The organism is Amphritea atlantica, from assembly GCA_024397875.1.
In the GTDB taxonomy this organism is placed as follows: Bacteria; Pseudomonadota; Gammaproteobacteria; order Pseudomonadales; family Balneatricaceae; genus Amphritea; species Amphritea atlantica_B.
Map to the genome: position 1 here is coordinate 633,806 of CP073344.1, position 21,184 is coordinate 654,989.

The 21,184-nt window shown below is 50.5% G+C and carries 21 protein-coding genes and 5 tRNA genes; 18 read left to right on the forward strand and 8 right to left on the reverse strand.

Annotated features, from left to right (window positions below):
• Window positions 1–453 precede the first annotated feature (453 nt).
• Entirely contained in the window at window positions 454–1,497 is a 1,044-nt protein-coding gene (locus KDX31_02840; protein ID UTW03981.1) for an IS110 family transposase, read from the reverse strand.
• A gap of 198 nt (window positions 1,498–1,695) precedes the next feature.
• On the opposite strand from KDX31_02840, the gene KDX31_02845 reads away from it, so the two are divergent.
• Both KDX31_02845 and pobA read left to right on the forward strand, forming a co-directional pair.
• A complete protein-coding gene (locus tag KDX31_02845) occupies window positions 1,696–2,202 on the forward strand; it encodes a GNAT family N-acetyltransferase (GenBank protein UTW03982.1) in 507 nt (168 codons plus the stop codon).
• 183 nt (window positions 2,203–2,385) lie between these two features.
• Window positions 2,386–3,591 carry a 4-hydroxybenzoate 3-monooxygenase gene (gene pobA, locus KDX31_02850; GenBank protein UTW05278.1) on the forward strand — a complete coding sequence of 402 codons (1,206 nt, stop codon included), beginning with the start codon at window positions 2,386–2,388 and terminating at the stop codon, window positions 3,589–3,591.
• A 60-nt stretch (window positions 3,592–3,651) separates the two neighbouring features.
• Here pobA and rarD read toward each other — a convergent pair whose 3' ends face one another.
• Together rarD and KDX31_02860 are read right to left on the reverse strand one after the other, a co-directional pair.
• Complete coding sequence (gene rarD / locus KDX31_02855; protein UTW03983.1) at window positions 3,652–4,566, reverse strand: EamA family transporter RarD; 915 nt, start codon at window positions 4,564–4,566, stop codon at window positions 3,652–3,654.
• Window positions 4,556–5,563: a hypothetical protein gene (locus KDX31_02860; protein ID UTW03984.1), complete on the reverse strand. Its 1,008-nt coding sequence runs from the start codon at window positions 5,561–5,563 to the stop codon at window positions 4,556–4,558. The genes rarD and KDX31_02860 overlap by 11 nt, the downstream gene beginning before the upstream one ends.
• 187 nt (window positions 5,564–5,750) lie before the next feature.
• Here KDX31_02860 and KDX31_02865 point away from each other — a divergent pair, with 187 nt between their 5' ends.
• The 9 genes from KDX31_02865 to KDX31_02905 all read left to right on the forward strand — a co-directional run bounded on the left by KDX31_02865 (window position 5,751) and on the right by KDX31_02905 (window position 11,809).
• The gene (locus KDX31_02865; protein UTW03985.1) at window positions 5,751–6,215 is read left to right on the forward strand and encodes an Lrp/AsnC family transcriptional regulator; all 465 of its coding nucleotides are present in this window, start codon (window positions 5,751–5,753) and stop codon (window positions 6,213–6,215) included.
• Window positions 6,216–6,363: 148 nt separating this feature from the next.
• Window positions 6,364–6,439, forward strand: a tRNA-Glu gene (locus KDX31_02870).
• Window positions 6,440–6,450: 11 nt separating this feature from the next.
• Window positions 6,451–6,526, forward strand: a tRNA-Gly gene (locus KDX31_02875).
• Window positions 6,527–6,886: 360 nt separating this feature from the next.
• Window positions 6,887–6,962: transfer RNA gene (locus tag KDX31_02880), tRNA-Glu, on the forward strand.
• Between the two features lie 11 nt (window positions 6,963–6,973).
• Window positions 6,974–7,049: transfer RNA gene (locus KDX31_02885), tRNA-Gly, on the forward strand.
• A 21-nt stretch (window positions 7,050–7,070) separates the two neighbouring features.
• A tRNA-Glu gene (locus tag KDX31_02890) sits at window positions 7,071–7,146 on the forward strand.
• A 157-nt stretch (window positions 7,147–7,303) separates the two neighbouring features.
• A complete protein-coding gene (locus KDX31_02895; GenBank protein ID UTW05279.1) occupies window positions 7,304–7,714 on the forward strand; it encodes a hypothetical protein in 411 nt (136 codons plus the stop codon).
• Window positions 7,704–8,909 carry a hypothetical protein gene (locus KDX31_02900; GenBank protein ID UTW03986.1) on the forward strand — a complete coding sequence of 402 codons (1,206 nt, stop codon included), beginning with the start codon at window positions 7,704–7,706 and terminating at the stop codon, window positions 8,907–8,909. The genes KDX31_02895 and KDX31_02900 overlap by 11 nt, the downstream gene beginning before the upstream one ends.
• Window positions 8,906–11,809, forward strand: coding sequence for an EAL domain-containing protein (locus KDX31_02905; GenBank protein ID UTW03987.1), 2,904 nt, complete (start codon window positions 8,906–8,908; stop codon window positions 11,807–11,809). Before KDX31_02900 ends, KDX31_02905 begins: the two co-directional genes overlap by 4 nt.
• Window positions 11,810–11,855: 46 nt before the next feature.
• Here the strand turns inward: KDX31_02905 and KDX31_02910 are convergent, their stop codons facing one another.
• Window positions 11,856–12,251, reverse strand: a complete 396-nt coding sequence (locus tag KDX31_02910; protein UTW03988.1) for a hypothetical protein — start codon at window positions 12,249–12,251, stop codon at window positions 11,856–11,858.
• Between the two features lie 162 nt (window positions 12,252–12,413).
• Between KDX31_02910 and KDX31_02915 the strand changes: the two genes are divergently transcribed.
• The 5 genes from KDX31_02915 to KDX31_02935 are packed head-to-tail and all read left to right on the forward strand — an operon-like array spanning window position 12,414 to window position 16,039.
• Window positions 12,414–13,364 (forward strand): ABC transporter ATP-binding protein, encoded by a 951-nt coding sequence (locus KDX31_02915; protein UTW03989.1) that lies wholly within the window; start codon window positions 12,414–12,416, stop codon window positions 13,362–13,364.
• Window positions 13,357–14,130, forward strand: a complete 774-nt coding sequence (locus tag KDX31_02920; GenBank protein ID UTW03990.1) for an ABC transporter permease — start codon at window positions 13,357–13,359, stop codon at window positions 14,128–14,130. The genes KDX31_02915 and KDX31_02920 overlap by 8 nt, the downstream gene beginning before the upstream one ends.
• A gap of 14 nt (window positions 14,131–14,144) precedes the next feature.
• Window positions 14,145–14,972 carry an NADPH-dependent 7-cyano-7-deazaguanine reductase QueF gene (gene queF, locus KDX31_02925; protein ID UTW03991.1) on the forward strand — a complete coding sequence of 276 codons (828 nt, stop codon included), beginning with the start codon at window positions 14,145–14,147 and terminating at the stop codon, window positions 14,970–14,972.
• An 11-nt stretch (window positions 14,973–14,983) separates the two neighbouring features.
• A complete protein-coding gene (locus KDX31_02930; GenBank protein ID UTW03992.1) occupies window positions 14,984–15,535 on the forward strand; it encodes a nitroreductase family protein in 552 nt (183 codons plus the stop codon).
• 42 nt (window positions 15,536–15,577) lie between these two features.
• On the forward strand, window positions 15,578–16,039 hold the full coding sequence (locus KDX31_02935; protein ID UTW05280.1) for a thioesterase domain-containing protein: 462 nt from the start codon (window positions 15,578–15,580) through the stop codon (window positions 16,037–16,039).
• A gap of 120 nt (window positions 16,040–16,159) precedes the next feature.
• Here KDX31_02935 and KDX31_02940 read toward each other — a convergent pair whose 3' ends face one another.
• Together KDX31_02940 and KDX31_02945 are read right to left on the reverse strand one after the other, a co-directional pair.
• Window positions 16,160–16,720: a peptidyl-prolyl cis-trans isomerase gene (locus KDX31_02940; protein ID UTW03993.1), complete on the reverse strand. Its 561-nt coding sequence runs from the start codon at window positions 16,718–16,720 to the stop codon at window positions 16,160–16,162.
• 9 nt (window positions 16,721–16,729) lie between these two features.
• The gene (locus KDX31_02945; protein UTW03994.1) at window positions 16,730–17,512 is read right to left on the reverse strand and encodes a DUF4197 domain-containing protein; all 783 of its coding nucleotides are present in this window, start codon (window positions 17,510–17,512) and stop codon (window positions 16,730–16,732) included.
• Between the two features lie 210 nt (window positions 17,513–17,722).
• On the opposite strand from KDX31_02945, the gene KDX31_02950 reads away from it, so the two are divergent.
• Window positions 17,723–18,262 carry a cytochrome b gene (locus tag KDX31_02950; protein ID UTW03995.1) on the forward strand — a complete coding sequence of 180 codons (540 nt, stop codon included), beginning with the start codon at window positions 17,723–17,725 and terminating at the stop codon, window positions 18,260–18,262.
• A gap of 121 nt (window positions 18,263–18,383) precedes the next feature.
• Window positions 18,384–19,400 carry an IS110 family transposase gene (locus tag KDX31_02955; protein UTW03996.1) on the forward strand — a complete coding sequence of 339 codons (1,017 nt, stop codon included), beginning with the start codon at window positions 18,384–18,386 and terminating at the stop codon, window positions 19,398–19,400.
• A 373-nt stretch (window positions 19,401–19,773) separates the two neighbouring features.
• Here KDX31_02955 and KDX31_02960 read toward each other — a convergent pair whose 3' ends face one another.
• Both KDX31_02960 and hisA read right to left on the reverse strand, forming a co-directional pair.
• The gene (locus tag KDX31_02960) at window positions 19,774–20,385 is read right to left on the reverse strand and encodes an arylesterase (GenBank protein UTW03997.1); all 612 of its coding nucleotides are present in this window, start codon (window positions 20,383–20,385) and stop codon (window positions 19,774–19,776) included.
• Window positions 20,366–21,121 carry a phosphoribosylformimino-5-aminoimidazole carboxamide ribotide isomerase gene (gene hisA / locus KDX31_02965; GenBank protein UTW03998.1) on the reverse strand — a complete coding sequence of 252 codons (756 nt, stop codon included), beginning with the start codon at window positions 21,119–21,121 and terminating at the stop codon, window positions 20,366–20,368. Before hisA ends, KDX31_02960 begins: the two co-directional genes overlap by 20 nt.
• Window positions 21,122–21,184 lie beyond the last annotated feature (63 nt).

Below are 21,184 nucleotides of genomic sequence, written 5' to 3' on the forward strand. Positions count from 1 at the left end.
ATGAGCCTTCCCGAAGTCAATAAACAATAACGCTCTTATCTGGCCGCGAAGCGGCCAGTGCTTTTCAATAAATCAGTCAGCCAGTTGTCTTCGTCTGTCATCGTGGTTGCCAAAACGAATTTGCAACAAACACATATTGAGACTCTCTTACCCCGTGCTCAACGGGTGCCAGCCTATTTATCGTCCCTGAAGCAGGCGGGGGTACTAGACATTCATCGGTTAACCTGAGAAAGGCGCTATTCAAAACTGTGGAATAGATTTCCAGTTAGTATCAGGCTCAGTTCAGGTGCAAACCGCTTTACTGATTATTCATGCACGCCAGTGAAGCGTCTAATCAAGGCCAGGGGCTAATGTGCCCGGACCAGAAGATCGATACTTCTGTTTAGTGATTACCCGATCTTCGACGGTCTCTGATATTTCCAGTTAGGTCTTCAGCTCACTCCACTGCGTGACTCACCCGGTTAAAAATTTTTGTTCATCAAATACCTGCTGGTTTTTAAGCATAAAATAAACACAACGCCCCAGTTTATGGGCCAGGGCGGTGAGCGCCTTCGCTTTACCCATACGTTTATGTAAGCGGGCCAGATATGACTGTGCTTTCTCATTTCCTCTTAGATAACCCACGGCGACTTCGCCAAAAGCCCATCTCAGGTGTGCGTTACCGATCTTATTACCCTGAGTACCGTAAATCTTCCCGGCGGACTCAGCCCGGCATTTGATCAATCGGCTGTAAGAGGCAAACTTCTGAACACTGTCAAAGCGGGTAATATCTCCAATCTCATACAGGATCGTGAGTGCCAGTATGCGTCCCATGCCGGGTAAGCTGGTTAAAATATGATAATCCCGGCCATTGTGATGTTTGGCGTGTTTTTCGATATAGCACTCGATAGAGCTGAGCTGCCGATGGTAAAAATCGATAATGTTAAGATCCAGATCGATACTTTTCTGCACGGACTCATCAGAGAACGTATGCCTCATCTGCTCTCGAGCACTGGGATAGCGTAGATTCAGGTTGTTCGGTGGCAGGTTGTACTGGCTGGTCGTGTTTTTAACATGGGCTTTCAGATCGGCACCGTGTTGTACAACCCGAGTTCGTCGGCGGAGCAGGTCGCGGGTTGCCCTCATCTCAGCAGGATAGACATAGGCTAAGGGGAAGTTTCCTCCCCGGATAAGATGTGCAATTTTGTAGGAATCGATCCGATCGTTCTTGGCTTTACCCCCATGGATCGCTTTCATATACAGGGCGTGACCCAGGATAAAATCGATGTTATGTTCATGGCAGAAATCTGAAATCCAGTACCAGCAATGCATGCATTCGACACCGACAACCACATTACCGAGGTAGGGTGTCAGCAGGTCTAACAGGGGTTCTGGTCTGGCTTTGATCTCTTTATGAAGCGCAGTTTGCCCATCATCATCTAAAATACAGACGTACAGGGAACGTGCATGCAGGTCGATACCGCAGTAAAAAGGATGATTATCAGTGTAAAATCTCATGGGTCTTCTCCTTTTGGTTTGGTCGCCTTCCAGCTTAGTGTGAAAACGGTAAGCTGGGGGGAGAAGGCTCTATGAGTATCAAGTAGCGGCAGAGCGACAGCCAACGCTTCGCACCTTTAGTGTTACTCGGTGGCGCTCCAACATTAATACAAAAGGCGCTTCGCGCTGGCTGCGCCTGCGCTGAGCATTAGGGCTACTATGGAAATACAAACATATTCTGCAGATAAAGCTAAGGAAATTGCTGACTTGTTTCATCAATCTGTTCATGCGATTTCCCCCTTGCTGTATTCATCTGAGCAAAAGGAAGCTTGGGCACCTACCCCTGTCGATTATGAGCGCTGGTCTGAGCGACTGAATGCGAAAAAACCATTTATAGCTTTAATTGAAGGTCGTATAGCGGGCTTTATCGAATTAGATGATGATGGTCATATTGACTGTACTTATACTCACCCGGACTTCCAGAGAAGAGGAGTCGCATCCGGCCTGTATGAACGTTTGCTCAATGAAGCAAGGGCCAAAAATATCATGCGCTTACACGTCGAGGCATCACTTGTTGCTAAGTCGTTCTTTGAGCATCGTGGCTTCACTACGGTTAAGAAGAATGAAGTTCAAAGAAACGGGGTTACCTTAGTCAATTTTTCAATGGAAAAGTATTTAAGCCCTAACAATCAAATGCAGCCGACCGCTAACGTGTCGGCTGATTAGGGCGTTACAAATTGTAATATTCATCTCGCAATCCCCCCCTTTACTAATGTAACTGTCAAAAAAGTACAATCCTTCGATCTGATAATCTATTCTTTAAGTCGGCTGATCCTTGCACTATAGATCCAGGTCAATGCGCTGCATTGCGGTTCTATGCTGTTAAGACAAGAGACGATTATGAAAACTATAAAAACGCAGGTTGCTATTATTGGTGCGGGCCCTTCCGGTCTGCTGTTGGGTCAGTTGCTGGCGAAGCAGGGGATCAGTAACATTATTCTGGAACGGGTAACTGGCGATTATGTACTGGGCCGTATCCGTGCCGGAATACTGGAACAGGGGTTTGCCGATCTGGTGCGGGAAGCGGGTGTTGCCGAGCGTATGGATGCCGATGGCGATGTTCATGACGGCTTTGAGATATCTGCGAACGGTAAGCGCTATCATATCGATCTGAAGGGGCTGACCGGTGGTAAAACGGTGGTCTGTTATGGTCAGGTGGAGATTACTCAGGATCTGATGGATGCCCGGGAAGCGGCTGGCCTGACAACCTACTATGAAGCATCAGATGTACAGCCATTAAATGTTAAGTCAGATTCACCTTCGGTTACTTTCACGCATGCCGGAGAGCAGTATGAGCTTCAGTGCGACTACATCGCTGGCTGTGACGGCTTCCACGGCGTTTCCCGTCAGACGATTCCGGAAGAAAAGCGTACCGAGTTTGAGCGGGTCTATCCGTTTGGCTGGCTGGGGCTGCTGAGTGATACGCCGCCATGTAATAGTGAACTGATCTACTGCAAGCATGAACGGGGTTTTGCGCTGGCGAGTATGCGTTCTGAAACCCGCTCCCGCTACTACCTGCAGGTACCACTGACCGACAAGGTTGAAGACTGGTCCGATGATGCATTCTGGGATGAGTTGAAAAAGCGTCTGCCATCTGATGTAGCTGAGGGGCTGGTAACGGGCCCTAGTATCGAAAAGAGTATCGCACCGCTGCGCTCTTTCGTCTGTGAGCCGATGCAGTATGGCCGCCTGTTCCTGGTGGGTGACGCTGCGCATATCGTACCGCCAACCGGCGCTAAGGGCCTTAATCTGGCGGCATCCGACGTTGCCACGCTCTATAAGATTATGACCCGGGTATATAAAGAGAACGATCCTGAGTGTATCAGTCAGTACTCTGATATCGCCCTGCGCCGTGTATGGAATGGCGAGCGTTTCTCCTGGTGGATGAGTAATATGCTGCACAACTTTGGTCAGATGGAGACCGGCGATATGGACGCGGCGACCTTCAAGCGGTTTATGGAGTCAGAGCTGGATTACTATCTGAACTCTGAAAACGGTCGCCGGGTGATTGCTGAACAGTATGTCGGCCTGCCGTATGAAGAGCTGGCACCTTAATTGCGGCTGAGTCAGTTCCGTCTTTGGTTATAAAAAACACCGGCTTTTGCCGGTGTTTTTTTATACTGCTTCGAGTGGTTTGACCGATATTTTTTTACTCTGCCAGAGGCCTTCCGCGGTAAACAGAATTAACCCTGTCCAGATCAGTGCAAAAGTCACCAGTCGATTAGCATCCAGCGGTTCGTGGTAGACAGCAATGGCCAGAATAAAGGTGATCGTTGGGGCGGTGTACTGTAACAGTCCGATCAGTGTCAGCGTCAGTCGCCGGGCGCCTGCAGCAAAACAGATGAGTGGCAGACTGGTAATAATGCCTGCTGCTACCAGCAACCAGGATGTTGCGACGCTCCCCGAGAGAAAGGTCAGTTGGCTCTGCTGTTCCAGCCAGAGCAGGTAGAGCAGGGCAAACGGGGTGAGCAGCAGGGTCTCGATTAAGAGACCCGAGAACGGGTCTACCACTATCTGTTTACGTAACAGGCCATACATGCCAAAACTGCAGGCCAGAAACAGGGCGACCCAGGGCAGGCTGCCGAGCAGAACAAGTTGATAGCCCACACCGGCGACCGCCATCAAGATCGCAATCCACTGTGCTCTGCGCAGCCGTTCACCGAGAAACACCATTCCCAGCAACAGGCTGATAAGGGGGTTAATGAAATAGCCCAGTGAGGTTTCCAGAATACGGCCCTGGCCGACAGCCCAGATAAATACCAGCCAGTTGAGGGATACAAACACAGCCGAAGCGGTCAGGTTTAGCAGTAACCTTTTCTGGCGGATGCTGCGCATCAGTTCCGGCCACCGTCCGGAAGCGGCGATGAACAGTGCCAGGAATACGAAGGACCAGATAATCCGGTGGCACAGCACTTCAAAAGGGCTGACATCCGCAACGCTTTTGAAATAGATGGGAAACAGCCCCCACATGCTGTAGGCGGCCAGGGCAAACAACATGCCCTGTTTCTGATCCTGCAGATTAGTGTGCATTTACGCTTTCCTTGCTGTTGTCGGAGGTGTTGAACAGCCAGCGCCGCTGAAAAGCATCTGATGTGCGGTTCAGCCAGCGGGTCATAATGGCAACAAATATCAGGCTGAAAGCGAGCCGGGCCCAGAGAACCCCGGACAGATCGGCCCCCAGCGTCATCACCAGCAGGGTGTCTTCGATGACGCTGTGGCACAGGCTTAACAGGCAGAGTGAGGAAAAGCAGTCCTTGGCGCTGATATGGCCGTTTTGTGCTTCCCGGATCAGCAGTCCACCGCCGAAAGAGAGTCCCAGAGTGACGCCAATAATCGTCAGAGAGGTGGCCTGAGTGCCGATTCCCAGCAGCTTTAATAAAGGCTGCAAAAGCCAGATCATCAGTCGCTCAATATGTATCCAGCGTAAAAACCGTAACAGGCTCATCAGTGCGGTAATGATGAGAATAATCATGGCAAAGCTTTTCAGCTGACTGACCCCCCAACTGAGCAGGCTGTTATCGGTGACCGGCGTCTGCCAGATCAGTTCGACCGGTTGCTGTAGCCAGCCTCCCCACTGATAACTCAGGTGCAGTATCCCTCCGAGCATCAGGGCAGCGCAGATGCGTAAGCCAAACGCGACCAGAATCCGGACACCGGCTTTCTGGACGATACGCAGCTCAATCGGCAGGCTATGGGCGATCAGCAGCATACTGCTTAACACGGTGACCTGTGCCACCGTCAGGTTTTCCTGTGGTGCCAGTTGAAAGAAGATCAGCATGCCGCCGTAGATATTGGTGAGCAGGGTGGTGGTCCATACCAGTCCCATCGATTCCGGTAATCCAACCAGATGCATGACTGGCTCGAGGGCTCGACTGATATAGGGAATGGCACCCAACTCTTCGAGTGCTTTGACAACGATTAATACCGGAATCATCAGTTTAAACAACAATAGACAAACCGCGGTGATCTCTCGTGCCAGGCTCGGCAGGGTGTGATAAATAAACTGACTCAGTAAAGGTTGCTGCATGGGTAATTCTTTCCTGGAAATCATTGCCTGAAAAAGCGGTCTGGGTGGTTATCTGTTGTCGTGTTGGCACGAATTGCTAGTGTAATTAAGAATTCTGTTTTAATGTTTCGTATATGAGCTGTATGCGAAATAAAATTACATTTTAATGGTAATAATGTTTTGTAAAATTAACTTATTGGGCACTGATATGTCATTTGAGCTTGATCGTATCGACCGTAATATTCTCAACATCCTGCAAAAGGATAGCCGGATCAGTAATCAGGATCTGGCAGAGCGGATAGGCCTTTCGCCGCCTGCTTGTCTTCGCCGGGTTCGAAGGCTGCGGGAGAGTGGGGTCATAATGGCGGAAGTAGCGCTTATCAATCCGCGGCTGGTAGGCCGTCATATCAATATTATTGTTGAAGTTGAGATGGTCAGGGATCAACTGGATATCTATGATGCTTTCAAGCGGAAAATGGATGCTGCCCCTGAGGTGACCCAGTGTTATCAGGTGACCGGTGAGGTTGATTTTCTGTTGATGCTGCTGGTGGCGGATATGGAAAGCTATGAAGCCTTTACCCGTAAGTATCTTGCAACCGATGCTAATCTGGCAAAGTTTCGCACCCTTATCTCGCTGCGACGGGATAAGTTCAGCACCGCGATCCCCCTGTAGTGCAGGTGATGAACCTGTTGCTGCTCAGACGGATTGTCAGGTACGGGAAATGATGAAATAAATGCTACAAAATCGTGTCAAAGGGGTTGACCGAAACGGGTCATATCAATAAGATACGCACCGTCTTCCGGAAACGGAGTCACTCAGCGTCCCATTCGTCTAGTGGCCTAGGACACCGCCCTTTCACGGCGGTAACAGGGGTTCGAACCCCCTATGGGACGCCATCTTTTGCGACGCGGAATTAGCTCAGTTGGTAGAGCGGAACCTTGCCAAGGTTCAGGTCGTCGGTTCGAGCCCGATATTCCGCTCCATTCTTTCAGATACACCTCCTTTATATTTATACTCCCTGATTCATACTGATGACGTTGCTCGTTGCTCGTTGCTCGTTGCTCGTTGCTCGTTGCTCGTTGCTCGTTGCTCGTTGCTCGTTGCTCGTTGCTCGTTGCTCGTTGCTCGTTGCTCGTTGCTCGTTGCTCGTTGCTCGTTGCTCGTTGCTCGTTGCTCGTTGCTCGTTGCTCGTTGCTCGTTGCTCGTCGTTTTTTCAGTGTTTTTTCTGCGTGCCGCAGATCTTTTATTTCAGTGTTTTTTTTGATGTTTTTCTCTTGACGAAGGGTAGGTTAGTCATTAATATACGCGCCTCCTCTGACGAGGAAGTTACAAAAAGTGACTGTGTCCCATTCGTCTAGTGGCCTAGGACACCGCCCTTTCACGGCGGTAACAGGGGTTCGAACCCCCTATGGGACGCCATCTTTTGTAAAGCGGAATTAGCTCAGTTGGTAGAGCGGAACCTTGCCAAGGTTCAGGTCGTCGGTTCGAGCCCGATATTCCGCTCCAAATTACAGCCTGTCTGTATGCGTCCCATTCGTCTAGTGGCCTAGGACACCGCCCTTTCACGGCGGTAACAGGGGTTCGAACCCCCTATGGGACGCCACTTTTTTCCTCTCCTGCACAATCTGACTCCTCATTCTGAACTGATTTCTACTGTATTTCGTATTCTGTTTGCAATGCATCGTATATACTGACTATTCAAGGTTTATAAAACTCAATGTTTTCATGGGTTAATCATTTTAATGATTTCGCTGATAAGGATGTCGTTGCTCTTTGTTTTGCTGGGAGTGTCTTCAGGACAGGTTCTGGCTGATTCAGTTATTGTTTCTCTGGATGTAAAAGAGCACGCGATCAACAAAAACTATCTTCTCGCTGCATTTTCAATGCGAATCACCCGTTGGCCTGATGGACGACGCATAAGGGTATTTGTGTTGCCTGACCGCGCGCCTCTGCATCAGCGGTTTGTAAAGCAGCATCTGCAAGTCTTCCCTTATCAGCTGCGAAATAATTGGGATCGTCAGGTATTTACCGGGACAGGATCGTTTCCGGTAACCGTTAAAAACATGGAGGAGATGTATCGTATGGTCAGCCAAACGGAGGGATCAATTGGTTACATTGCGGAATCTTTTAAGTTGAATCTTGAGAAGGTGAGGGTTGTCGATGAATTTTAAATACTTCGCGACCCTGCTGTTACCTGCTGTCAGTGGTCTGAGTTTTTCGTCCTCTTTGTCGGCGGCAGAGGAGGCCTTTTCGGTCAATGGTTTCATTACCCAGGGCGTTTTTTACACAGATAATAACAATGTCTATGGTGCCAGCGATGATAAGCCGAGTTTCGATTTTCACGAAATCGGTTTAAATACAGCCTACCGCTTCACCCCGAAGTTACGGGGGGCAGTGCAGGTGATGTCCCGTCAGGCGGGTCGGGTGGATAATGGTGAACCGCAGCTGGATTATGCGCTGCTGGATTATCGCGTTAGTGATTTACCGGGCGCGACCTATGGTCTTCGGGCTGGACGTCTCAAAGTGCCTTTTGGCTTCTATAATGAAACCCGGGATGTGGCATTTACCCGTCCGAGTATCATGCTGCCTCAGTCGCTGTACTTTGATCAGGCACGGGATCTGGAGCTCTCCATTGATGGCGCTATCCTCTATGGTTCTGTCGATGTTCCCGGTGGTTGGCTGGATCTCGATCTGCTCTATGGCAGTCCGCAAACGGATACTAATGTTGAATACGCTTATCTGGCGATGGACGCCGCCGGTAAGTTTGACGGCTCCGAAGGATATATGGCCCGGATGATCTACAATGCCGATGCCGGGCGGATACGCATCGGGACAACGGTGGCTGAATACCGGCTGCATTATCAGCCGGGTGCTCCAGGCGCGCCAGCCTGGAATGAGTTCAATGACGGTGATCTGAAACTGAATGTGGCGATGCTGTCGGCCCAGTACAATACGGAAAACTGGAGCCTGACCGGCGAGTATATGGTGCATGATATCGACTGGACTGAGTTGGGTGGCATCTATTCAGTTCGTCCGAAAACCCCTCTGACCTCATACTATCTTCAGCTGCAATACCGTCTTAATTACAACTGGGATCTGTTACTTCGTTATGATGACCTGGTACTGGATGGAAACGATCCCCGGGGAAAGCGCAACAGCCTGCTGTTTCCTAAGCAGGCGCATGGCTTTTATGCACAGGATGTTACGTTGGGAGTAGGCTGGCAGCCAAACCCCGCCTGGTTATTCCGGGCTGAAATTCACAATGTCAAAGGCACCGGCTGGGCGGCGGAGCAGGATAACCCTGATCTGGCAAGCTTAAAAAAATACTGGAATATATTTGCCCTGCAGGCGACCTACCGTTTTTGAACAATGAAGTCGTGAGATTACGCATTATGGATGGCACTCACAGAAAATTTTTAAGTCTCAGGTGGAAGATCTTTATCCTGCTGGTCGTGGTGCTGGTTGGGGTGCAGGGGATGTATGCCTTTTTCTCACTGACGCATCTGAATGAGCAGTTCAGGCAGCAGCGTCAGCAGATCAATGAATCTGAGCTTGCCCGACTGGATGGCTCGGTGGAAGCCTCTTACCAGCGCTTGCTTGAAGTAGCAGAGCTGCTCCCCCTTATCGATACCAGTCAGGAAGATAATTATATTTCTCCACTGGCGCGTCTGAGCCAGACGATCAGTCTCAAATTTGATGCTTTTCAGCTGACCGGTTCCGTCAATGCGGCCTACCTCTATGACAGTGAGGCCCGTATGGTCGGCTTCTGGGGGGATAAGATACACATCAGCGAAGCGGATATTCAGCAGGTGTTCGATAGCGAACGACCGCTGCGAAAGCTGATCTGCACATCGATATGCCTGCGCTACGTGGCAATACCGATCCAGCTTGATGGCAAGAAGCAGGGCGTGTTGATGGTCGGGCGTTTTCTCTATGATGTTATCTATGAAATTAAACAGCAGACGGCCCTGGATATTGGTCTGGTTCTTCAGGCGCCGAAAGGTGCCGGCGAGCTGGGAAGCTGGGGACTGATGATCAACTCGCTGACAAATCGGGCACAAAACCAGGCGTTGTTAGAACAGGTCAGCCTGCGTAATACCTTCAAGCCTGAGGGGGGCAGTTATGTCCTCGAACATAATGACCATTACTATGAAGTGCTTTTTTCTCCACTGCGAGGGGTTGCAGAGGGGAGTGCTTACTGGGTGGTTCTGGATGATATCTCCGGCCACCTGTTAAGTATCCGGCATAGCCTGATGAATTATCTGCTGCTGGGGGCCGGAGGGATTCTGACGGCGCTGATATTGTTATCGCTGCTGTTACAAAAGCCGATCCGGTTTTTTACCCTGTTGTCGAAAGAGCTGTCCCTTCTCAGTCGGAGTGAGTTTGGTGAGTTTCGTCAAACCCTGGAACAGTTTCGTAATCGGGATAAAACGTTTGGAGAGGATGAACGGGATCTGTTAGTCCACAGCGCCTTGCTGCTGAGTGACCAGTTGGAAAGGCTGGAAGATGAGGTTGATGAACGCACCGATAGCCTGGAGAAGAGTCGTCAGGCGCTGACTAAAGAACGTGATTTTCTCTTTGGTCTGCTGGAAACCGCACCGCTGGTTATTATTACCCAGAATAGCAAGGGGCAGTTGCGCAGCGTTAACCATTTTGGTCTGCAGTTGATGGATCTGGAAGGCAAGTCTTTGCGAAAAGCGAGCTTCATTGACACTCTGCAGCGGGAAGAAGAGCGACTGGAGTTTCTCGCGAATACCCATCGTTTGATGGAGGGGCTTGAATATGAGGTGCGCACCGATAGTGTGCTTCTCGACACGGTTGGTAACCGGCACGACCTTTCCTGGCTGCATGTGCGATTACGAAACTCTCAGGGGGATGAACCGCTGATATTGAGTATCGGTATGGATATCAGTGATCGCAAGCGTGCAGAACGCCGCCTGCATTGGCTGGCGAACCATGACCCTCTCACCGAACGTCCAAATCGTCTGTTCTTTATGAGTTGCATGAATGATGCGATCGAGAAGAGCCGTGGGACGCATAGCCATGTCGCGGTGCTATTTATAGATCTTGACCGTTTCAAAGAGGTGAATGACTCATTGGGGCATAGCGTTGGGGATAAGCTTCTCAAAGTCGCCACCCGGCGGATCAGTGATTGTATCCGTGACCGTGATCTGCTGGCCCGGCAGGGCGGCGATGAGTTCAGTGTGCTGCTGACCAGTGTCCGGGATCTGGAAGGTGCTGAAGTTGCTGCCAGTAAAATACTTCAGGCGTTTCAACAACCGTTCTGGATTGGTGAATATGAGATTGTGGTGACTGTGAGTATCGGGATCAGTCTGTTTCCTGATCATGGTATCGATGGGGCCACACTGATCAAACATGCCGATGTAGCGATGTTCCAGGCAAAAGATTCCGGTAAAAACTGCTATTTTATCTACGATGTGGAGAAGGATCATCAGCGTTTTGAACGCTTCTCTCTGGGGGCGGATCTGCGTAAAGCGATTCAGAATGATGAGCTGCTGCTCTATTACCAGCCTCAGGTGGATGCCATGTCAAACCGGGTTGTCGGTGTTGAGGCGCTGGTGCGCTGGCAGCATCCGACCGCCGGACTGCTGCCTCCGGACCGGTTTATCCCACTGGCAGAAGAGCTGGATCTGATTATTCCGCTGGGTGAATGGGTGTTGCGGGAGGCCTGTCAGCAGATGCAGGCATGGATACGGGTTGGTGTGCCGCAGATGAAGGTGGCGGTGAATCTGTCGGTTCAGCAGATCGCCCATGAGCGTCTGATCAAAAGCGTTGAGGAAGCTCTGAGTGACTCTGGATTAAGTGCCGATTGCCTGGAGCTTGAGGTCACAGAGAACTTTGTGATCCAGCAGCCGGAAGTGAGCGTGGGGAAATTAACCTATCTGCGCGAGCAGGGCGTTACCCTGGCGATGGATGATTTTGGTACCGGTTATTCATCGCTCAGTTATCTGAAGAAGCTTCCGATTGACCGGCTGAAGATTGACCGCAGCTTTGTCAAAGATATCGGAATTGATCGCAGTGACGAATCGATTATCAAGGCGACACTGGCAATGTGCCACTCGCTTGGCCTTGAGGTAGTGGCTGAAGGGGTTGAAACGACTGAGCAGCTGAACTTCATGAAGGAGAATGGCTGTCAGATTATTCAGGGCTATTACTACAGCAAGCCCCTGCCGCCGGAGGAACTGATGAGCTACATCTGCAACCTGCAGGCGGATGAGGCGAAAAACGAGCCTGTGAAGAGTTGAGACTTATGCGCAGAGGGGGCAGAGTCCCCCTCCCTCAGGCCATCTTTTAGTTTTGTCCGAAAACGCTGGCACGGGTGTTGATGTAATCAAATGCTTCACCACGCTCCTCGACTTCAAACCGCAGTTCATCGAGGTGCTGAAACTTTTCGATTTCGTCATCGGGCATATTGTGCAGGCAGCTACCGCCAAAAAACCACAGCAGGTCTCTGGCAATCAGGTGCGCCAGTTGAGGGTACATGCGGAACGCCCGCTCTATAAAAATCTCACCCTCTTCATAGGCTTGCTCTGATCCGTTTTCGAAATCATGAATCAGTTGCTGAAAATCAAGAATGAACTGCTCCTCTTCTGGAGTGATATCGTCCAGTGTGAACGGTTCCTGCCGGATAAAGTTGTTATAGGCGATTTTCAGGAAATTAAGGTGGTGAAGCTGATAAGGAGTCATAGGGTTCCGAAGCGGTTGCGGTGTTCAGGAAAAGGTCATTTTAGCGTAGAATTTAAGCGGCGGTAACCGTTGAAAAAAAGGCTTTTTGCCCCAATCTATCTTTTCTGGTCGCTATTTTGCTCTCATTTTTAGTATTTCCCACAGGATCCAACAGGAAACTGCATGACAACTGCGCTCTCCATAAAAGACCTGCGCAAGGTCTACAATAATGGCTTCGAAGCCCTGAAAGGTATCTCCTTCGATGTTGAAGAGGGCGACTTTTTTGCCCTGCTGGGACCTAACGGTGCCGGTAAATCCACAACGCTGGGGATCGTCTCATCACTGGTCAATAAGAGTTCGGGTCAGGTCGAAGTGTTTGGCTATAACCTGGATAGCGATGCCAGCAAGGCGAAGTGTGAGCTGGGCGTGGTGCCTCAGGAATTCAACTTCAACATGTTTGAGAAGGTTGAGGATATTCTTATTACTCAGGCGGGTTTTTACGGTATTCCGGCGAAAGAAGCCAGAAAACGCAGTGAGTTTTATCTGCGTAAACTGGGCTTATGGGATAAACGGGATGGCCCTTCACGCAGCCTTTCCGGGGGGATGAAACGGCGCCTGATGATTGCCAGAGCGATGATGCATGAGCCCCGTTTGTTGATTCTGGATGAGCCGACCGCCGGTGTTGATATTGAGTTGCGCCGTTCTATGTGGGAGTTTCTGCGGGAGATTAACGCCCGGGGCACAACGATTATTCTCACCACGCACTATCTGGAAGAGGCTGAGAGCCTGTGCCGTCATATCGGCATTATCGATCGCGGTACGATTATCACCAATACCAGTATGCGAGAACTGTTGCAGCAGCTGAATACTGAAACGTTTATTCTCGATATCAGCCCGAGCCAGAGTGAATGCCCGAAACTGGACGGTTATCAGGTAACGATGCAGGGAGATCATACGCTACAGGTGGATGTGGAAAAATCTCAGGGTCTGACCCGGCTATTTTCCAAGCTGTCTGAGCGGGGCATTGAGGTGAGCAGTATGCGCAACAAGAGTAACCGGCTGGAGGAGCTGTTTGTCTCCCTTGTCGATAAGACCCTTGAGGATCCGGCGAAGGGAGGTGCTGAGCATGAATAACAGAGAACTGTTCATCGCCTTCTGGACCATTCTGGTAAAAGAGATCCGCCGCTTTACCCGGATCTGGGCACAGACCCTGCTGCCGCCAGCAATCACCATGACACTTTATTTTATTATTTTCGGTAATCTGATTGGTTCCCGGATCGGGCAGATGGGAGGCTTCAATTATATGGAGTTTATCGTCCCCGGCCTGATTATGATGTCGGTGATCACCAACTCCTATGGCAATGTGGTTTCCTCCTTTTACAGCACTAAGTTTCAACGGCATATAGAAGAGTTGCTGGTGTCACCGACACCTAACTGGATTATTCTCAGTGGTTATGTGATTGGTGGCTCGGTGCGCGGTCTGCTGGTCGGCCTGATCGTAACCCTGCTCTCGCTGTTCTTTACTGATCTCTATATCCATAACTTCTGGGTGATTGTGTCGGTCGTCTTCCTCACCGCTATTCTGTTTTCGCTGGGGGGCTTTATTAATGCGGTGTTTGCCAACAGTTTTGATCATATATCGATTATTCCGACCTTCGTGCTGACACCGCTGACCTATCTGGGGGGCGTGTTCTACTCGATAACGCTGTTGCCGGAATTCTGGCAGAATGTGTCGCAGATCAACCCGATACTCTACATGGTCAACACTTTCCGTTACGGTATTCTGGGTGTCAGTGATATTAATATCGGTGTTGCTTATGCCATGATCATTGGTGTAATTGTGATACTGTTCAGTTATTCAATGTACCTCCTGAATACAGGAAAAGGGATCAGGCAGTAAGCGAGGCGGTTGCTATGAAAGATCATCAGACAGGCTTAGAGCATGCACCACTGGGTGCAGATACTCAGTATATCAATCAGTACGATGCAACCCTGCTGTATCCGATTGCCCGGCACCTTAACTGGAAAGCGCAGGGAGTTGAGCGTGTTGAACTGCCTTTTCACGGCTGCGATATCTGGAATGCGTATGAGGTTTCCTGGCTCAACAGTCGGGGCAAGCCGGTGGTGCGGCTGGCCGAGTTCCGCATTCCCGCCGACAGCGACAATATTATCGAGTCTAAGTCTTTTAAACTCTATCTCAACTCATTCAACCTGACCCGGTTTGATTCTGAGGCACAGGTGCAACTGCGTATGGCAGCGGATCTGTCAGCAGCCGCCGGAGGTGAGGTTGAGGTATTCCTGAAGCCTTTGGATAACGCTGACTCAATCGGTCAGTTTAAGGGGGAGTGCCTCGATGAACTGGACGTTGAAATTACTGACTATAGTCCCGCCCCGCAGCGTCTGGTTGCCGCCGGTGAGGTGGTGTCCGAAGCGCTTTACAGTCATCTGCTGAAATCCAACTGTCCGGTCACCGGACAGCCGGACTGGGCCAGTATTGCGATTGAATATCGTGGTGCGGCGATCGATCGTGAGGGACTGCTGCAATATCTGATCTCTTACCGCGAGCATGGTGACTTCCATGAGCAGTGTGTGGAATCGATCTTTATGGATATCTGGAATCACTGTAAACCTGAAGCGTTGACCGTCTATGCCCGTTATCTGCGGCGCGGAGGACTGGATATTAACCCATGGCGCAGCAGCCAGGCGGGACAGCCTGATAATCTGCGTTTAAGCCGTCAGTAACAGGAGTGAAAATGGACGCACTGGAAAATCTTCACCAGCGGGTATCAATGCCTGCTCTGGAAGGACCGGCACCCACTGCAGAGCAACTGGAGAATATGTATCGCGCCGCGCTACGGGCGCCTGATCATGGGGCCATTCAGCCCTGGCGGTTTCTCAATGTTCAGGGGACGGCGCGCAACCGCTTAGGCGAGCTGTTTCTGCAGGCGGCTGGCGAGGGGCAGACGCTGTCTCCGGAGCAGCAGAGCAAATACTGCAATATGCCGTTACGGGCGCCGCTGATTATCGTTGCTATCGCAGCGACCCGGGAGCATCCGAAGGTACCACACTCTGAACAGGTAATCGCTGCCGGTTGTGCGGTACAGAATATGCTGCTGGCGGCTCATGCTCAGGGGTTGGGGGCGATCTGGCGCACCGGTGAGTTTGCCTATAACACCACGGTGATGGCTGGCTTGGGACTGCAGGCCGGCGAAGAGATTGTTGGCTTCCTCTATGTGGGTACGCCGATGCGTAAACGCACCCCGCCTGAGGTCGATATCAGCGCATTTGTCAGCGACTGGGGCTGATTCCCGGGTTGCATCCACGGTTCAGGCGACAGAGGTCAGATGATGAGCAATTATCAGCAAACATCCGAACAGTTTCTGGACTGGCTTAAAGGCCAGATTCCGCTGATCAGTCATATGGGGTTGGGAAAACCGGCCTACGATGGCGCATCTCTGACGCTGTCAGCCGCCCTGGCGCCAAACGTCAATGATAAAGGCACCGGCTTTGGTGGTTCACTGGCGACTCTCGCGACCCTGTGTGGCTGGGCGATGGTGACCCTCTATCTGCGGGAGCAGGGGCGTGACTGCGATGTGATGATCCGCGACAGCCAGTTGAAATACGTGTCACCCGTCACCGGCGATTTTACCGCGATAACCCGGCTACCTGAGCAGGCTGAACTGGATACCTTTATGACCTTCATGGACAGTAAAGGCCGTGGCCGGCTCAATCTTAATGTGGAGATCCGCCAGGGGGATACGGTTGCCATGACCCTCAGCGGGGCCTATGTGGCGGTGGAAAGGCGGTAAGAGCGGAGGTCTGAGGTTCGAACGCTTTGCTTGTCCGAGGTCCGAAAAAGCGATAATCAGTTTTTACAGACATCGGACAAGTCACGCTTTTTGTGATGTTCGGACCTCGGACTACGTCTTTTATTTCAACACAACACTCTGAATCACAATCGGTTCAACCGGTACATCTTTGTAAGGTCCCTGACGACCGGTCTGCACATGGCCTATCTGGGTGATTACATCCATACCGTTGACCACTTTACCAAATACAGCGTAGCCCGGGCGTGAGCCATTAGCATTCAGAAAATCGTTGTTTTTCAGATTGATAAAGAACTGTGATGTTGCACTGTCCGGATCATTGGTGCGCGCCATGGCGATGGTGCCGCGCATATTCGGCAGTCCGTTGATGGATTCGTTACGCACCGCTGGCAGGGTATCTTTGCGTTCCAGATCAACAGTAAAACCACCGCCCTGGATCATAAAATTGTCGATTACCCGGTGGAAAATTGTATCGGTGAAAAAGCCGTTTTCAACATAGCGCAGAAAGTTTGCCACGGTCAGCGGGGCCTGTTCCGGCATCAGTTCAAGCTCTATAACACCGGCGCTGGTGGTCATTACCACAACCGGTTTAACTTCGTCGGCAAACGCCGGACTGAACAGCGTTACACTCAGTAAAAGCGAGAGCAGATATTTCTTAAGCATGGTTTTTCCTTAAAAGTTGAATACTTGTTTCAGCAGATCGGTGGTACGTGCAACAGGGTTTTCACGGATCTTTTTCTCTTCCGCTGCCAGCATCGTGAACAGACCGTCCAATGCTCCCTGGGTGACATAATCTTCGAGATTATAGTTCTGTGCCAGATCTCCGACCATAGGGACTTGAGCTGCTTCCTGAGTCAGCTCTCCATAGTACTTTGTCACGCCAACCTGATCCATCGAGGTTTTCACCGAGGGACGGAACAACTCAGTCAGGTGGGTTGAGGTTTTTTCGCGAAAATATTCTGTGGCCGCGTTATCGGAACCATTGAGAATGGTACGGGCATCGTCAATGCTCATATCCTTAATCGCACTTACCAGAATCTCAGTGGCTTCGGGGGCAGCCTGTTCGGCAGCACGGTTCATACTCAGCTCAAACTGATCAACCTGAGACCCCAGGCCAAACTTTCTCAGCAGACCGCTGGCCTGTTGCAGCTGATCCGGCAGCGGGATTTTTATCTGAGCGTTACTGAAGTATCCATCTTTCTGACTAACCGTTTCAATCGCCTGACGGCTGCCGACCTCCAGCGCTTCTTTGAGTCCGGCAATCACGGTGTCGTAATCAAGATTGCTATTCGCTGCGCTGTCAGTGGTGGATGAGGTACTGCTTTCCTGTTCGATCAGCTGTTTGCCGCTCTCTTCAACCTTCTTCAGCAGATCACCGAAGCCTGCAAAAGCGGTTGCTGTGATCGTTAAGGAGAGCAGGGCGATACCTGCTTTCCCGAGTGTTACTTTGCGCATACTGTATTCTCCCTGAGATCTGCGGATAGATTTTCTTCAGTCTAAGCATTAATGCTGAAAATAACCTTAACAATTGTTGATGACTGTATAAATCGTTGCCTCTTTTATGCCTACAGATCAGAACTTTACCTTTCTTTACGTCTGCAGCGGTTAATTTTTTAATTAATACAATTTAAAGTACTCGCATCAAAATTTATCACGGAGATCATCATGGATAGTCGCTCTCAATTCACCAAAACAACCGTGGCGTTACATTGGATTATTGCGCTTGCAGTCATCGGCAGTCTGATATTGGGTATGTATGTTGAGGACCTGCCGCGGGGGGCTGAAAAATTTGAGCTGATCGGCCTGCATAAGTCTGTCGGTGTGCTGGTGTTAGTTGTTGCGCTCTATCGTCTGATCTGGCGTATCCGCAACCGCATGCCTGAGCGTTTGTCTCCAGTGGCAGCATGGCAGGAAAAGGTGACCACGCTTGTACATCTTATCTTGCTGGCAGGCACCTTGCTGATGCCACTTTCCGGTATTCTGATGTCGATGGGGGGTGGTCATCCGGTTGCCCTGTTTGGCGTCGAACTGATCGCCGGCGGCGATGAAAATGAGTTACTCGAAGTCATGGGCGAAAGTATGCATGGTCTGGGCGGAAATGTGATGATTGCAGCGATAGCACTGCATGTCGTGGCTTCTGTGAAACATCATCTACTCACCCGGGATGGTACCTTGCAACGGATGCTGGGCCGCCGGGTCGCGTGATTTTCCTGAACAGGTTTTGAAGGGGATCAAAAGCCGCGTAATGCGGCTTAATGAGATGGTTCCCCTCGCTTTTAACCAGCTATGCTGGAAAGGCGACGAAACCAACAAGGAGAACCATCTCATGTCTATCAAAGTCCTTGGAATCGATTTAGGCAAGTCTTCTTTTCATTTAATTGGTCGTGATTCTCACGATAAGCAAGTCTGCAAAAAGAAACTCTCTCGTCATCAGCTCATTACTTTTATAGCACAACTACCGCCATGCATTATTGCGTTTGAAGCATGCGGTGGCGCGCACTGGTTAGGCCGTCTCTGCATGAGTTATGGTCACGACGTCCGATTAATCCCGCCTCAATATGTTAAACCTTTTGTTAAAGGTAATAAAAACGACTTCATTGATGCGCAAGCGATTACTGAGGCGGCAGGTCGTCCGGATATGCGGTTTGTCGCAGTGAAGTCAGTTGACGCACAAAGTCAGGTAGTCGTACATCGAGTACGTGAAGGCTTCGTAGCGGAGCGCACAGCTTGTATGTCACGTATTGGCGCGCTGTTATTGGAATTCGGTTTATCCCTTCCACGTGGTCACTCAGCGATGAAAAAGCTGTTTTCATGGCTAAGCACACAAAAAGTTACACTATGCCCAGCCATCATAGGTGAGCTTCAAGTGATGCATGATCACTACCGCTACTTAAATGAGCAAATAGCCGAACAAGATATAAAAATCGTTAGGCAGGTTAAGCAAAGCAGTCGTTGCCAGCTACTAAAAACCGTTCCTGGTATTGGTGATATGACTGCAAGCCAATTAGCAGCAGAAGTGGGCAATGCTCATCAGTTTAAAAGCGGTCGAGAAATGGCTGCTTGGTTAGGGTTGGTGCCGCGGCAATATTCGACAGGAGGGAGGTCGAAGTTATTAGGTATTAGTAAGCGTGGAAATAAACGCCTTAGATGCTTATTAGTGCACGGAGCCAGAGCGATCCTATCACGATTGGATAACTATCGGGGGCCGATGTATGACTGGCTAAGAAAGCTGAGAGCAAGTAAATCATTTAATACGGTCTGTATTGCTCTGGCAAACAAGCTGTCACGAATAGCGTATGCTGTTTTAAGCAAGAATGAGCCTTACCAGTCACAGCAGGTTTAATCAGGTTTGCAATAACAGAGCGTGATGATGAAAAGGGTTGACCGTCCGGGTAGTAAACCTGTCACAAAAAACAGCTGTTATAAGCTGTCGGTTTTTTAAGGGCTATCTGGCGCGGATGCTCATCGTGGAGCAGGAATGAAACATTCCTAATTAAAGACTCCGAATACATTAGCGCAAAACCACCTCATGATCACAAATCTGTGTTGCAATCATGAGGGGAACCATACATTTTTATTGTCTTACAGAACACGAGTGTCGTTATCAATTAAGCCCGATGACCTGTCTATTGGCTGGTTAAGCCAATATATCGGGTCAGGCGCTTAATCGATATAGATCACAGGATAAGCCCCATGAATGACGGAAATTCCATCAATTATAAAGCGTTATAGTCGTGCAGCAGGGATTTGATGCGTTGCGCTAAGGCGTTATATCCCCGGTTATTGAAGTGCACCGGATCAGACTTGTACTGACTGTTGTGTAGCAGGCTGGCAATGATCTCAGATTCGATAACAACCTGATGCTCATCCGCTAACTCCTGGTATAAAGGAGCGCTGTCCGAGAACAGTTTTTTCTCCGGTACCGCCACCAGAATAACATCCGTATTATGCTGCCGGGCCAGCGCTATCATTTGGGCAAGGTTCTGCTTTAGCTGGTTTCTATCCTGGTTCCGCAGAATATCGTTGCCGCCTTCGAGGAGCACCAACAGGTCGGGCTGGTATTGGCTGAGTAGAGCGGGTAAACGTTGTAAACCGTCGGCGCTGAGTTCCCCGGAAATACCCGCATTGATCACCTGACGCCCGATGAGTTGCTGCAGTTGGCTGGGGTAATCGCCGCCGGCAGAACTGCCAACGCCCCGAGTGAGGCTGTCGCCAAACGCCAGAATCACGCCTTCCGGGGGAATGTAACGCAGTTCTGCCCGGTCGCTGCAACCGCCAACTGAGATCAGCAGTATCAGTAAAAGCGCCCTAGCGATTATTCCACGCAATGCATTGCTCCAGAGTGACACCGCTGCCACCGAAGATATCCAGGGCACTGCCGATCGTGAGATCAACCTTGCCACCTGATAAACGATCAACCAGCTTGAGATCATCCAGCGAGCGGGCTCCGCCGGCATAGGTTACCGGTATCGGGCAGGCTTCACCCAGCAGCTTAACCAGTTCTTCATCGATACCGGATTGCAGACCTTCGACATCCGCTGCATGGATCAGGAACTCAGCACAATGCTGGCTCAGCTCTGCCAGTGTTGCAGCATTCACCTGCATTTCGGTCACCGTTTGCCAGCGGTCGGTAGCGATGTTCCAGCCGCTCCCGGTACGGCGACAACTCAGGTCGAGAATCAGGCGGTCAGCACCGGTTTCCGTTTTGATTTTTGCCAGTTTATCCCAGCTGAACTGTCCGCCATCGAACAGGTAGGAGGTGACAATCACATGGGACGCACCGGCCTGAAGAAATTCGGCAGCATTGGTGTTATTGACACCGCCACCAAACTGTAGACCGTCGGGCCAGGCCGCCAGGGCTTTGAGTGCCTGTTCTTTATTGCCAGGCCCCAGAGCGATGACGTGGCCGCCGGTCAGGTTGTGTTGACGGTAGAGACTGGCGTAATACTCAGCATCATACTGACTGACAAAATTGGTTTGGGCACCCTGATCATTCAGGCTGCCCCCCACAATCTGTTTTACCTGACCCTGGTGCAGGTCGATACAGGGACGAAACTGGGTCAACGTAAGGCTCTCCGTTAATAGGCTATCAGCGGCGCATTGTAGCAGAAAATAGCGCTGGCTGGC